Raw genomic sequence first — 15,064 nt, forward strand, 5'->3', positions numbered from 1 at the left:
TCAGAACTGGATCTGGAAGAACGGCGCCGGCGGCGTCGGGCCGTCGTGGCGCCCGTTGCCGTTGGCGGAGGCCGGCACCGGCACGTCGAACCAGAACCGGCGCCGCCGATACCGCGGCGGGTCCAGCGGTTCACGCCGCGGGACGTGGCCGTCCGGGGCCTGGCGCACCACCATGTGGGCGTTCGTGCCGCCGAAGCCGAACGAGCTGACCCCGGCCCGGCGTACGCCGTCCCGCCCGGTCCAGTCCCGCAGCTCGCGGACCGGGAACAGCGGCGACCGGTCGAATGCGAAGCGCCGGTTGAGCGTCGCGCAGTGCAAGGTCGGCGGCAGTTGCCCGTGGTGCACCGACAGCACCACCTTGATCAGGCCGGCGATCCCGGCCGCGCTGAGCGTGTGCCCGATGTTGGTCTTCACGCTGCCCACACCGCAGAACCCGACCTCGTCGGTGGCTTGGCGCAGGACCTCGGTGAGCGCCTTCAGCTCCATCGGGTCGCCGATCATGGTGCCGGTGCCGTGCGCCTCGACGTAACCGAGCTGCGCCGGTGACACCTCGGCCGCGGCGAGTGCGGACTCGATGACCTCGCGCTGCGCCCTCGGGTTCGGCGTGGTGATGCCCATGGTGCGGCCGTCGTTGTTGACGGCGCTGCCCTCGATCACCGCGTACACCCGGTCGCCGTCGCGGATCGCGTCCTCAGCCCGCTTGAGCAGCAGGGCGCCGACGCCCTCGCCGAGGACGATGCCGTCGGCGCGCTCGTCGAAGGTGTGGCACCGGCCGCTGGGTGACAGCGCCCCCGCGCCGCTCATGCCGACGAACGGCACCTCGTCGAGCAGGATCTCGACGCCGCCGGCGATCACCAGGTCGGACTCGCCGGTGCGCAGGCTCTGCGCGGCCAGGTGCACCGCGACCAGCGCCGAGGAGCAGGCGCTGTCGACCACCACGGCGGGGCCGCGCACGTCGAGGTAGTGCGAGAGGTGGGCGGCGATGAAGTTCTGCGCCATGCCGCTGATCGAGTGGGTCGTCGCGGCGGCATGGTGCGCGCCGAAGTTCGCCGCCCGGGCGCCGGCGAAGACCCCGACCCGGCGACCGGCCACTTCGGCGGGCGTCAGGCCCGCGTCGGCCAGGCACTCCGCTCCGGCCTCCAGGAACTGCCGCACCAGCGGGTCGACGTGGGCGGCCCCGGCCGGGTCGAGCCGGAAGAAGTCCGGGTCGAAGTCCTCGATGCCGTCCAGGAATCCGCCCCACTTGCTGACGGTTCTGCCGGGCTGCGGGGCCGGGTGCCAGAAGCGATCGGCATCCCAGCGCGACGGCGGCACCTCGGTCACCGAGTCCACGCCGCCGACCAGGTTGCGCCAGAACGTGGCGTGGTCGGGCGCTCCGGGGAAGTGGGCGGCGATGCCCACCACCGCGATGCCCCGCTCCGGCTGCTCCACCCGCGGGAGGTGCGGCTCCGGCGTACGCACCGGGTCCGGCGTACGCACTGGCTCCGGCTCCTCGGGCACCGGCTGGTCCGGCATCTGATCGTCGAGGGCGGCGGACAGCTGGGCGATGGTCGGGTTCTCCAGCAGCGCCGACGGTTCGGCGACCACCCCGAGGTCACGTTCCAGCGCGGCGAGCAGCTGGGCGATCATGATGGAGTCCACACCGAGGTCGGCGAAGTCGGCGTCGGGCCGGATCTGCGTGGCGTCCAGGCGCAGCGTCGCCGCGAAGACCTCGGTGAGCCTTCGCACGCCGTTACCGGTCCGGGTCCCGTGCGCCATGGGCGTGTCCGCGGCGGCGACCGGCGCGGGGGCCTCGGGGGCGGCGACCGGCGCGGGGGGCTCGGGCGTGGCGACCGTCAGGAGGGCGTCGGCGTCGAACCGGGTGGTGTCCACCAGGCACGGCAGCACGACCGGGTCGGGCCCGGCCAGCGCCGCGTCCAGCAGCGCCACGCCGTCCCGCGGGCTGAGCGTCCGCAGCCCCAGCTCTCGGTACGCCGGGGTGTCCACCTCCGGCATGCCGGCCGCCTGCCAACTCGGCCACTGCACCGACCGGAAGACCGTCGTACCGGTGCTGGTGGCGCTCCGGTACTCGGCCACCCGGTCCAGCACCGAGTTGGCCAGCGCGTAGTCGCTCATCCCGGCCGCCAGCGCGGGCACCTGACCGGCGACCGACGAGTACAGCACCACGAAGCGCAGCGGGTCGTCCGCACACGCGTCCAGCAGCGCCTGCAAGCCGGTGGTCTTCGGTTCCAGCACCCGCCGCATGTCGGCGGTGCGTTTGCCGACGAAGGCCGGGTCGGTCATCACACCGAGACCGGCGCAGTGCACGATCCCGGCGATCGGTCCCCACTCCTGCCGGATCCGGTCCAGCGCCTCCCGGGCGCGCTCCAGCGGGACGCTCTCGATCAGCAGGCGCACCCCGGGGCGTTCGAGCGCGGTGAGGTCGCGCAGCCGGGCCGCCAGCGCCGGATCGGTGTCGGGCGCGGTCAGCAGCTCCGCCCAGTCCTCGCGGGCGGGCAGCGGGGACTGCCCGAGCAGGACCAGCCGGTCCGCTCCCCGCTCGACGAGCTCGGCGGCCAGCAGGCGGCCGAGCGCGCCGGTTCCGCCGGTGATCACCACCGGCTGCCCGGCGAGATCGTCCGACCACCGGGCGGGCGCCGGGGCGTTGCCGGTGGGACGCAGCGCCGGCGTGTACCGGGCGCCGTCACGCACGCACACCTCGGTGACCGGGTCGGTCGCCGCCAGCTCCGCGGCGGCCACGTCCCGCAGCGCGTCCGGGTCCATGACGTCGACGTCGACGGTACGGGCGAACACCCCGCGGTACTCGGCGGAGAGCATCCGGACCAGTCCCGCGAACGCCGCTCCTCGCAGCGTCGGGCTGTGCGCGCGGAAGGACACCAGTCCCCGGGTCATGTGCAGATACGCGAAGCCGGCGGTCCGGTTCGCCGCGATCAGCTCGCGGGCCAGCACGATGCGGGCCCAGTCGACGCGTACGTCGGACACCGGCACCGCGGACAGGTCGACGAGGTCGATCACGACCGGCGCCCGGCCGATCGACGCGGCGGCCCGCAGACCGGTCTCCTCGTCCGTGTCGTCCAGGCGGACCACCCGGGCCGCGTCACCGAACGCCGCCGTCGCCAGCGCCTCGGTCTCGGCCCGGACCAGGACCACCGGTGCGTGCGGCGCCGGCCCGGACGACGCTGGCGCCGGTTCCCACGCCTTGGCCAGCAGGCGTCGCGCATCGTCCTGCGGCGGCGGGGCGGATGGGCTCGTCAGCCAGTGCCGTTCCCGTGCGAACGGGTATGTCGGCATGGATGCCAGGGCGGGCCGATCGGTGCGCAGCGCGGCCCAGTCCACGGCCGCGCCGTCCTGCCAGAGCCGGGCGATCCGGTCGAGCCGCCCCTCCCGGGCCAGCCGGCGCAGGTAGCTGACGCCCTCCGGCTCGGTGAGCCAGTCGTGGGCGCCGGTCACGGTGGTCGCCTCGATGTCACCGGCCAGGAAGGCGGCCAGCTGGTCCCGCAGTTCGGCCACGGACGTGACGACCAGGGCCAGGCGCACCGGCATCGGAACCCGGCCCACCTGCGAGGTGTGGGCGAGTGAGGAGAGCGCGGGCTGCTGGTCGCCGAGGAAGGTCCAGTGTGCCCGGGCATACCGATGCAGGGCGGCCTCGTCCCGCGCCGACAGCAGGAAGATCTCCGGCTCGGCCGACTCCACCGGCGCGGACGTTGCGGGCGGCTCCTCCAGGACGACATGGGCGTTGACCCCGCCGAAGCCGAACGAGCTGACCCCGGCGCGCAGCGGCACGGGCGTGCCGTCGGCGTCGTTCGGCGCCCACGGCCGGGTCTCGCGGACCGGCTCGAACGGGGTGCCGTCCAGCTCGATCAGCGGGTTGAGCCGGGACAGGTGCAGGGTCGGCGGCAGCTGCCGGTGCCGCATCGCCAGCACCACCTTGATCACGCCGGCTATGCCCGCGGCGGGCTCCAGGTGCCCGATGTTGCTCTTGACCGTGCCGATGCCGCAGGTGACCGCGGGCCCGGCGGCCAGCGTGCGCTGGGCACGGATCAGGCCGTCGATCTCGACCGGGTCACCCAGGGCGGTGCCGGTGCCGTGCAGCTCCACGTAGGACACCGTCTCGATCGGCACATCCGCGTCCCGATATGCCTCGACCAGCAGGTCCGCCTGGGCGAGCGGGTTCGGTGAGGTGAGCGACGACGCGCGGCCACCGTGGTTGACCGCGCTGCCGCGGATGACCGCGTGCACCCGGTCGCCATCGGCGAGGGCCCGCGACAGCGTCTTGAGCACGACGACGCCGACCCCCTCGCCCTTGACGTATCCGTCGGCCCGCTCGTCGAGCGCCTTGCACCGGCCATCGGGCGCGAGCACGCCGAGCTGGTTGCCGGCGACCACGGTCTGCGGGGACAGCACGAGGCTCACCCCGCCGGCGATGGCCAGTTCGCTCTCCCCCGCGCGCAGCGACCGCACGGCGCGGTGCAGGGCGACCAGCGAGCTGGAGCAGGCGGTGTCGACGCTCTCGCTCGGGCCTCGCAAATCGAGCAGGTACGAGATGCGGTTGGCCAGCATGGTGCGGGCCAGACCGGTGCCGGCGTGAGCGTTGACGTGCTCGCCGCGCAGCACCATCGACTCGTAGTCGGTGAACTGCACCCCGGCGAAGACGCACACCCGGCCGCCCGCGAGCCGGTCCGGGCGGCACCCGGCGTCCTCCAGCGCGGCCCAGGTGTGCTCCAGGAAGAGGCGGTGCTGCGGGTCCATGGCCTGCGCCTCGGCCGGTGAGATACGGAAGAACAGCGGATCGAAGTGGTCCACGCCCGTCAGGAAACCGCCCCAGCGAGCGGTACCGCCGAAGCGGCGGGCGACCTCCCGCCAGTCCCATCGGTCGGCGGGCGTCTCGGTGATCAGGTCCTGACCGTCGGCGAGGTGCCGCCAGAACGATTCGAGGTCGTCGGCGCCGGGCAGCCGCCCGGCCAGGCCGATGATCGCGATCGGCTCGTGACCGACCTGATCCGCGGCCCGCGAGCCGCTCGCGGGCAGGGACACGCCGTCCGGCACGGACACGCCGTGCGGCACGGATACCGGTGCGGGCGTGGGCTCGGCCGGTGCGGGTGCGGGTGCGGGTGCCGACTCGGACCACGCGGGAGCGGGCTCGGCTTGCGGAGCGACCGGGGCCGCCGGGGGCAGCTCGTCCGCCAGGTGCGCGGCGAGCTTGGTGATCGTGTTGGCACCGAACAGCGTCGTCGTCGGCACGGTCACGTCGTAGCGGGTGGCCAGTGCCGCGGCCAGGTTCTGCAGGCCGAAGGAGTCCAGGCCGTACTCGCCGAAGCCAGCGTCCAGGTCGAGAGCGGACGGGGTGATCCCGAGGATCTCGCCGATCAGCTCCCGGAGCTGCGTGGCCAGTTCCGGGGAGACGGCGACGGTCGGCGCAGGAGTCGGCGGCGGCGCCGGGAGGACCGGCACGCCGTCGTCGCGCAGGCGCATCCCGGCGACCAGATCGCGCATCCGGGCCGGGTCACCGGGCAGGACGGCCACCTGCGGGCGGTCCAGGCGCAGCGCCAGGTCGAGCACCTGCTCGCCCTCGGCCGTCTCCAGGTAGCGGAAGCCGGTGCCGGCCAGGTAGCGGCGCTCGTCATCGGTGTCCACGTGCATGCCGCCGGCGCGCCACATCGGCCAGTCCACCGACACGGTACGGCCGTGCCGGCGGCCGGCGAGACGGTCCCGCTCCCGGAAGTCCGCGAACCCGTCGAGGTAGCGAGCGCCGACCGCGTAGTCCACCAGGCCGTAGTCACCGAGCTGCCCGGCCAGCGAGGAGTAGAGCACGAACAGGTCCAGCGGCAGGTCGCGGGTGACCTCGTCGAGAACCCTGGTTCCGGTGATCCGGGCGCGCAGGTGCGCCCGCAGCTCGTCGACGTCCTTGCCGGGCAGTGGGTTGCGCGACGCGGTGCCGGCCAGGTGGAACACCCCGTCGAGGCCGCCCAGGTCGGCGATCACCTCGGCCACGACGCGGGTCATCGCGTCGCGGTCCTCCACGGCCGCCTGGTAGTACTCGAGGGTGCCGTGCGCGCGCAGCTCCGCCAGCTGCTCGGCCCGCTCGGCAGCCGGCGAGCGGCCGGTCAGCGCCACCCGGGCGCCACGTGACAGCAGCATTCGGGCCAGCAGCACACCCAGCCCGCCGAGGCCACCGGTGATCAGGTAGACGCCGCCGTCACGCAGCGGCGAGGGCAGCACCGGACGGGCGGGGATCTCGCTGAGCACCCGCACCGTCCGGCCCGACGGCGACAGCCGCACGGCCGGGCCCGACAGCCGGTGCGCGGCGATCTCGGCGAGCAGCTCGGAGGTGTCGCCCGCACCGTCGACCCGGACGACGCTGAACGTCGTTCCCGGCAGCGCGGCCCGCAACGACGCATCGAACCCGCCCCACGCCTCTGCGAGCGCGTCCTCCGGCACCAGCGCCTGGATCCGGATCGGAGTGCGGGCGCCGCCGGCCGTCAGCTCCTTCGCGATCCGGAACATCGCCTCGATCCCCAGATCGTCGCGGCCGGGTGCAAGCAGCGGCCACTGGTGGACGATCCGGGCCGGCGTCTCGGCGAGCAGCCGCGCGTAGTCGTCCTGCTCGCCGGGCCGGATGGTGATCACCGAGCCCTCGTCGCGGTACTCCGTGCCGGCGCGGACGTGCACCGCGCCGGGCACCGGCAGATCGCCCAGGACCAGTACACGGCCCGGGTGCTCGCCGGCCGCCGGGACCGGCTCGTCCTGCCAGGTCGCCGTGAAGCAGCTGACCGGCCGGGCAGGCGTGCCGTCGGTGAACCAGTGCCGTTCCTGCGCGAACGGGTAGGTCGGCAGCGACCGCCGACGCGGCGGGGCAGCCCACCGGCGATGCCAGTCCACCTGTGCGCCCCGGACCCAGGCGGCTGCGGTCTCGTCGTCGCCGTGGCCGTCGTACGGGGTGCGGTCCGCGTCCCGCTCGACCCGCCCGGTGTGCATGCCCGCGGTGTCACCGGCGAGGAAACGCCGCAGTGTGGCGACGGCGTGCTCGGCGGAGTCGGTGACGAACGCCAGCCGCTCGGGGTACGCCCCACGCCCGACCTGCAACGTGTACGCGGTGCCCGCCAGGTCGTGCGCCCAGCGGTCCGGCCGGTCGGCGAAGGACCGCGCGTACGCCCGCAGCCGTTCGGGGTCTCGGGCGGACAGGACGAACACGACCGGTCCCGGCGCCGGAACCGGCTCCTCGGCCGGGTACTCCTCGAGTACGACGTGCGCGTTGGCTCCGCCGTACCCGAAGGCGCTCACCCCGGCCCGGCGTGGCACCCCGGGCGCGGGCGGCGCCCACTCCCGCGGCCCGGTCGCGAGTTCGAACGGGGTGCCCTCCAGGCCCAGATGCAGGTTCGGCCGCGGCCCGTGCGGGTCGCCGCTGATCCGGCCGTGCCGCATCGACAGCAGAACGCGCAGCACCGCTGCGATGCCGGCGGCCGGCTCGAGATGGCCGATGGTGTTCTTCAGCGCGCCGAGCGCGCAGTGCGGCCGGGCCGGCGCGTCGTGACCCCAGTCCTGGTAGAGGTCGGCGAACGCCTCGCGCAGCCCGTTGGTCTCGGCGGGGTCGCCGATGACCGTGCCGGTGCCGTGCGTCTCCAGGTAGCCGATCGTCGCCGGGTCGACCGCCGCCTCCCGGTGCGCCTGCCGGATCACGTCGGCCTGTGCCCGCGGGTTCGGCGCGGTCAGCGAGTTGGCGCGGCCGCCGTGGTTGACCGCGGTGCCACGCAGTACGGCCAGGATCGGGTTGCCGTCGGCGCGCGCCCGGCTGAGCCGCTTGAGGACGACGGCGCCGACCCCCTCGCCGCGTACGTAGCCGGCCGCGTCGGCGTCGAAGGCCCGGCCCACGCCGTCCGGGCTGAGCATCCCCGCGCGTTCCAGTGAGGCGAAGGTGACCGGGGACAGCATCAGGCTGACGCCGCCGACGATGACCGTGCCGCACCGTCCGAGGCGCAGCGCCTCCGCCGCCCGGTGCAGCGCGACGAGCGAGCTGGAGCAGGCGGTGTCCACGGGTTCGCTGGGACCGTGCAGGTCGAGCTGGTACGAGATGCGGTTGGCCAGCATCGACGGGGCCAGGCCGGTCGACGAGTAGGCGTCGGTGGCGGCGCCGGAGCGCTGGATCAGTTCGGCGTACTCGGAGGAGCCGACGCCGACGAAGAGCCCGGTGTCGCTGCCTGCCAGATCACCCGGGTCCATGCCCGCGTCCTCCAGCGCGGCCCACACCGTACGCATCAGCAGCCGCTGCCGCGGGTCCATCCAGCGGGCTTCGCGCGGGGAGATGCCGAAGAACAGCGGGTCGAACCGGTCGATGCCGCCGATGAAGCCGGCCCGGGTCACCCGGGTGCGTTCCGGGTGCGCGGCCGGGTCGCCGTGATGCTCCCGTGCGTCCCACCGGTCGGCCGGTACCTCGGTGAACAGGTCGCCGCCGCGTTCCAGGGCGGCCCAGAACTCGTCCAGGTCGGTGGAGCCGGGCAGCGTCCCGGCCATGCCGACGATCACCACCGGGTCGTCCGGTTCCGGCGTCGCGGGTCGCGCGGGGACGTCCCGCGGGTGTTCGCGGGCGAGCCAGTCGGCCAGGGACGCGGCCGTCGGGGTGGCCAGCAACTGGTCCGGGCCGACCGGTACCTCGAACGCCGCGGAGACGTCACCGGCCAGCCTCAGCAACGCCAGCGAGTCCAGGCCGTGGTCGTGGAACGAGGCGGCCGGGTCCAGGTCTGCCACCGGGTAGCCACTGACCCCGCTGACCAGCCGCAGCACGGTGGTCAGCGCGGGGCCGGAGGAGCCGGCTGGCCGGGTGGGCGGCGGCGTGGCGGCCGGTGGGGCCGCGGCACGGATCCAGCAGCGGACCGGCTCGAACGGGTACCCGGGCAGTGACAGCGGTTCCGGCGCGCTGCCGGGCGTGCCCGCCCAGTCGATCACCTCGCCGTGCACCCAGCGGCGGGCGGTGTCGTGCGGATCCGCACTCGGTGCGACCGGGGCGCCCGGTTCCGTGGTCACCACACCGGTCCAGCCCGCGGGCCGCCCGGCGAGGAAGGCGTCGAGCTGGTCGATCAGCTCGTCCGTGCGGTGGGCGACCACGGCGAGCCGGTGTGCCATCGCCTCACGCCCGATCTGCAGCGTGTAGGACAGGCGGCCGAGGTCGATGTCCGCGTCCGGCAGGGCCGCGGCGAGCTGTCGCAGGGTCGATCCGCTGTGCACGGCACCGGAGTGCAGGGCGGTGTCCCGCCCGGCCAGCCGCATGATCGTGGCGGGGTCCAGGCCGAGCTCGTCGAGCGGCTCGTCGACGGCGCCGACCGGCACCCCGGCGGCCGCGGCGATCTCCGCCAGGCCGGTCGCGCCCGGCTCGCCGCGCAGACGGCTCAGCATCCGCTCGACGACCCGGCGCAGCGCCTGCGCGTCGCGCCCCGAGAACGGGAACACGGCCGGCACCGGCACGACACCGGGCCGCGGCTCGGCCCGGTACTGCTCGACGACCAGGTGGGCGTTGGAGCCACCGGCGCCGAAGGCGCTGACACCGGCGCGCAAGGGTTGCGGGCCGGTCCACGGCGCCGTCTCCCGCTGGACACGGAACGGGACGTTCGCCCAGTCGACGGCCGGGTTCAGCTGCTCGGCGTGCAGTGACGGCGTCAGCTCCCCGGCGCGCATCTGCAGCAGCACCTTGGTCAGGGCGGCGATGCCGGCCGCCGACTCCAGGTGCCCGATGGACGACTTCACCGAGCCGATGGCGATCGAGCCGGCCGGACGGTCGCCGAACGCCCGGGCCAGTCCGGCGACCTCGGCCGGGTCACCCAGCGCCGTGCCGGTGCCGTGCGCCTCCACGTACGACACGCCGGCCGGTTCGACGCCGGCGGCCCGCAGCGCGCTCGTGATGACCTCGCTCTGGGCGCCGGGGCTGGGCACCGCGTACCCGCCGGTCTTGCCGCCGTGGTTGACCGCGCTGCCGAGGATCACGCCGAGGATGCGGTCACCGTCGCGCTCGGCCGCGGCCAACGGCTTGAGCAGGACCGCGCCGACGCCCTCGCCGGGGACCATGCCGTCGCCGCCGGCCGCGAAGCTGCGGCACCGGCCGGTCTCGCCGGTGAACCCGCCGGCCGCGAGCTGCCGGTACTTGCGGGGGTGCGGAGTGAGGTTGACGCCACCGGCAAGCGCGTAGTCCGCGCTTCCGGCGGCCAGCGCCTCGCAGGCCAGATGGATGGCGGTCAGCGACGACGAGCACATGGTGTCGACCGCCAGGCTCGGGCCGTGCAGGTCGAGCGCGTACGAGACCCGGTTGGCGATCGACGCGTAGCCCATCCCGCCGGCCAGGCCGCGCTCGTCCTCGAAGAGCTGGTAGTGGCCGTACATGACGCCGACGTAGACCCCGACGCGGCTGCCCCGGAGCCGGATCCGCGGGTAGCCGGCGTCCTCGAGGGTGTGCCAGGCCGTCTGCAGGAACAGCCGCTCCTGCGGGTCGGTCAACTCCGCCTCGTGCATCGACATCTGGAAGAACCGTGGGTCGAACTCGTCGATGCGGTCGAGGAAGCCACCCCACCGGCTGACCGGTGTGCCGTTCACCTCGGGCGCCGTCCGCGGATCCCAGCGCCCGGCCGGCACCTCGCGGATGCAGTCCCGCCCGGTTCGCAGATTGGTCCAGAACGCGTCGACGTCGTCGGCGAGCGGGTACCGGCCGGCCACGCCGATGACGGCGATCCGGGTGTCCGCGGCGGGCGCCGTCTCCGCCGGCCGTCCGGCACGCTCGGTGACCTGGGCCGGCGCGGGCCGGGGCTCGTCGGGCACCAGGGCCCGCACGCTGTCCGGATACCGCTCGACCAGGTAGTCGGCGACCTCGCGGATGGTCGGGCGTTCGAACAGCAGAGTGGCCGGCAGATCGCCCATGCGTTCGGCGAGCAGGTCGGCGATCCGGGGCACGGTGAGCGAATCGACCCCGAAGTTCTCGTACGTCTCGTCCAGCCACAGCCGGTCCCGGGGCACCTGGAGCACCTGGACGAACGCGTCCTTGACATACTCACGGGCGGCCTCGACGAGCCGGCCCTCGCCGCCGGCATGCGGCGCGGGCGCCGGTTCGGCCGCGGGCGCCGGCGCCGGCTCCGCCGTGGGTGCGGCGACGGACGCCGGCCCGGCCGGGCCGGTCTCCGCGACGACGACGTGCTGGGTGAGCCCCTCGTCGGCGGGGAAAGCCCGGCTGCGGGCGAATCCGGCCAGGTCGAGCGCGGTGCGCCAGCCGGGTCCGGACAGCAGCGGCGAACCGGGCAGGCGCAGGCCGGTGTCGCGGTGCAGCCACCAGCCGTCGAGCAGACCGAAGGTGAGCGTGGCGGTGACGACGTTGCTGGTGGCCTCGTTGAGCACCAGGTGCCCGCCGGGTTTGATCAGCATCGCGACCGCGCGCAGAGTGTGCGGCAGGTCCGGGGTGGCGTGCAGGACGTTCGCCGCGACCACGATGTCCGCGCCGCCGGGCGGGAAGCCCTGCGTGAGGGGGTCGCCGGAGATGTCGAGCTGCTGGAAGCGCACCATCGGGTAGCGCTCGGCGAACCTCTGCCGGCCGTGCTGCAGGAAGGCGGGCGAGATGTCGGTGTAGACGTACGTCAGTTCCGCGCCGGTGGCGGCCAGGGCGGGCAGCAGGCTCGCGGTGGTGCCGCCGGTTCCGGCGCCGACCTCGACGACCGTGACCGGTCCGCCGAGCCGGCCCACCCGGTCCAGCAAGGCGGCGACCACGAGTTCGTTGGCGCGGTCGACCACCGGGCTGCCCCGGTACGCGCCCTCCACCAGCTCCGTGGATCCGCCGGGGAACATCACCTCGGTCGCGCGGACGGTGCCGCGGAGCACCCCGAACAGGTGGTGCATGCAGGGCCTGAGCAGCCGGTCGATACGGTTCAGCGCGGGTTGCCCTTCGCAGAGCGCGACCAGCTCGTTCTCCGGGTCGGTGAGGGCCGGGCGGTCCGTGGCGGTCAGCGCGCTGCCGTCGTCGTACAGGAAACCGGCGACGGTGAGCACGCGCAGCAGTTCGGCGAAGAGCCGGGACTGCCCGTCGGCGATCCGCAGACGCCGCCGCAGTTCGTCGGCGCTCCACCGTTCGCCGACCGTCCGGAACACCCCTTCGCCCCGGAACAGTTCCCACAGCCAGCCGAGCACGACCTCGTCCAGACGCGCCTGGTCGGTCTCGGTCAACAGCCGGGCGACCGGCGGCAGCGCTGCCGCCGAGGGGGCCAGCTCATCGTCGGACTGTTCAGCGGCGGGCCGTTCGACTCCGGCGGCAGCGAGCACCTCGGCGGTCGCCTTGATCACCACGACCTGCCGATCGGTACGGCCCAGCACGTCGTGCACGGCTGCCATGCCCTCGGCCGGGGTGATCGAGTGGATCCCGGTCCGGGCCAGGCGCTCGCGGTGCCGGTCGTCGGCGACGATGCCGACGGTGCCCCAGTAACCCCAGTTGATGACGGCCGAGCGGGCGGCCAGCACGTCGTCGAGATGGTGCGCGAACGCGTCCTCGAACGTCGATCCGGCGGCGTAGTTGGCCTGCCCGGCGCTGCCCGACAGGGCCACCGCCGAGGAGAAGAACAGGACGAAGTCGAGCCCGTCGGCGGCGCCCAGGGCGCGGTGCAGTGCCACCGACGTACGGGTCTTGGCGTCGAGCACGGCCCGGAAGGTGTCCTCGGTCATCGTGGCGACGGTCTGGTCGCGCAGCACGATGGTGGCGTGCACGACCCCGTGCAGCGCGCCGTGCTCGGCCCGGACCCCCGTGACCACCTCGCCCAGCGCCGCCGGGTCGGTGGCGTCGGCCCGCCGGTACGAGACGAGCTCACCGGCCGGGTCGAGGCGGCGCAGCCGGTCGCGGCGGTCGGCGTCGAGCTCACTGCGCCCCACCAGCACGACCTTGGCCCGGTAGCCGCGCACCAACCACTCGGTGAGCTCCAGGCCGAGTCCGCCGGCACCGCCGAGGATCAGGTAGACCCCGCCGTGGCGGATCGCCTCGCGCGTCGCCGTGGCGGCGGCGGGGACCAGGCTCCGCCGGTACAGGACACCGGCGCGCAGGGCGTACGGGCCGCCGGCCGGCACGTCGAGGACATCCGCGGAGACCGGGTCGGCCGAGGAGCGGTCGACCACGGCCACCCGCCAGCGCGGATGCTCCTGGGCTAGGGACAGGGCCAGCCCGTGCAGAGCGGCCGCGTACGGGTTGCGGACCGGCTCGGTGCCGGTGCTCAGCGCGGCCTCGGTGACCACGGTCAGCCGTACCGGTGCGCCGGACCGTTGCAGCGCCTTGGCGACGCGGAACAGGGCCAGGACGCCGCGCTCCTGCGCGAGGTCGAGGGCGGCCGGGTCGTCGGTGCGCCCTTGCGCCGGGCCGGAGAGCACGATCACGTGGCCGGGGCGCCCGGCCGGGGCGGTGAAGTGCTCGGGCTCGATCTCGGTGACGGAGCCGCCGAGCCGGGCCGCGAGGGCGGCAGCGAGCGGCGCGGCGGAGGACGGCCGGATCAGCCAGGTGTCCGAGCCGGGCGCGGTCAACGGCTCGGCCGGCGCCGGGGACCAGCGGGGCAGGTACATCAGGTCGTCCACCGGTCGCTCGGTCACGGCGGGGCCGGCGGTCACTACGGGCCCGGTGGTCACAGCAGGCCCGGTGGTCACGCTGGGCCCGGCGCCGGACGTCCGCGGTGCGGGAGCCGGGCGCAAGGACAGGTCGCGCAGCCGGACGCGAACGGTGCCGGCCGGGTCGGTCAGGGTCAGGTCGTACCGGTCCGGGCCGACGGCGCGCACATGGGCGTACGCCTGCTCGGGGAGCGGCCCGAACACCTCGGCGGCGGCGAGCGCGAACGGCACCATCGCCGGTCCGCCGGCGCGGTCGCGCAGCACCGCGAACGTGTGCAGGGCACCGTCGATCAGCGCGGGTGGCAGTGCGCAGCCGGCGAACCGGGCGGCCTCGGCAGGCACGCGCAGACTCGCCAGCGCCTCGCCGTCGCCGGCGGCGATCCACTCGACGGCGCGCAGCGCCGGACCGTAGACCAGGCCGGCTCCGGCCAGGTCGGCGTAGACGTCCGCGCCGTCGTGCCGGTGCGGCAGGGTTGCCCGGAGCAGCTCGACCGGTACGGGCTCCGGCACGTCGTCGGCCAACGCCTCGACAACGCCCTCGGCCAGCCGGTCGCCGGTGTCGCCGGTGTCGCCGAGCAGGGTGAAGGCCAGGCCGGCGCCGTCGCGGCGCAGCCGGGTCCGGGCAGAGGCTGCGGCCTCGGTGACCACGAGCGGACGCAGCCACCGGACGTCGCGCAGCCGGACCGGCGCCGGGTACCCGGCGTGCGCGGCGGCGGCCCGGGCCATCTCCAGGACCGCCGCGGCGGGAAGCAGGCGCAGGTCGCCGACGCGGTGCCCGTCGATCAGCGGGTGCGCGGGGGAAAAGGCGGTGCGGTAGGTCAGGCCGTCCACGCTGCCGGCCGGCTCGATCTCGTCCAGCAGCGGATGCGTGGCCGGGCCGGCCGCCGGCGGCGGCGCCCAGATCTGCTCGGTGAGCCAGCAGCGCAGCTCCTCGAACGGGTAGCCGGGCAGGGGCAGCCGCCGCCCCGTGCCGGGCCAGGCGACGGTCGCGCCGGCGGTCCAGGCGGCAGCCAGGCCGGCCGGGTCCGTGGTGGCTGGCGCGGCGGCGCGGGAGGCACCACGGCCGCGGACGCTGCCCGTCCACACGCCGGTTCCGGTGCCCGCGCGCAGCCGATCGGCCAGCTGGTCCGCCGTGGCAGCGAGCACCACCATGCGGTCGGCCCAGGCCTCGCGGCCGTGCTGCAGCGTGTATGCCACGTCGGCGAGCCGGTCGGCGAGGCCGTTCTCCACGGCGTCGGCCAGCCGCTCGGCCAGCGCGCGCAGGCTCTCCGGGGTGCGGGCAGAGAGCGGGAAGAGCCAGGGGCCCGGTGCGGCGGCCGGCGCCGGCCCGGGAACGTACTCCTCGACGACCAGGTGGGCGTTGGCTCCGCCCGCGCCGAACGAGCTGATCCCGGCGCGGCGCGGCAGGCCGTCCCGGCGCGGCCACGGGGCCACCTCGGTCTGCACCCGCAGCGGCGTGGAG

Annotated in this window: 1 protein-coding gene (cut by a window edge); it reads right to left on the reverse strand. The window is 75.0% G+C overall.

Features of this window, described 5'->3' with window-relative positions; translation table 11 throughout:
• Window positions 1-15,064, reverse strand: partial view of an L-histidine N(alpha)-methyltransferase gene (locus ACWH4W_RS32425; protein WP_473079436.1) — the 3' portion only. 3,926 nt of this gene lie beyond the right edge of the window; 15,064 of the gene's 18,990 nt are visible here — the last part of the coding sequence; its start codon lies off the right edge, out of view; its stop codon occupies window positions 1-3.

Source organism: Streptomyces sp. DSM 120436 (genome assembly GCF_055778765.1).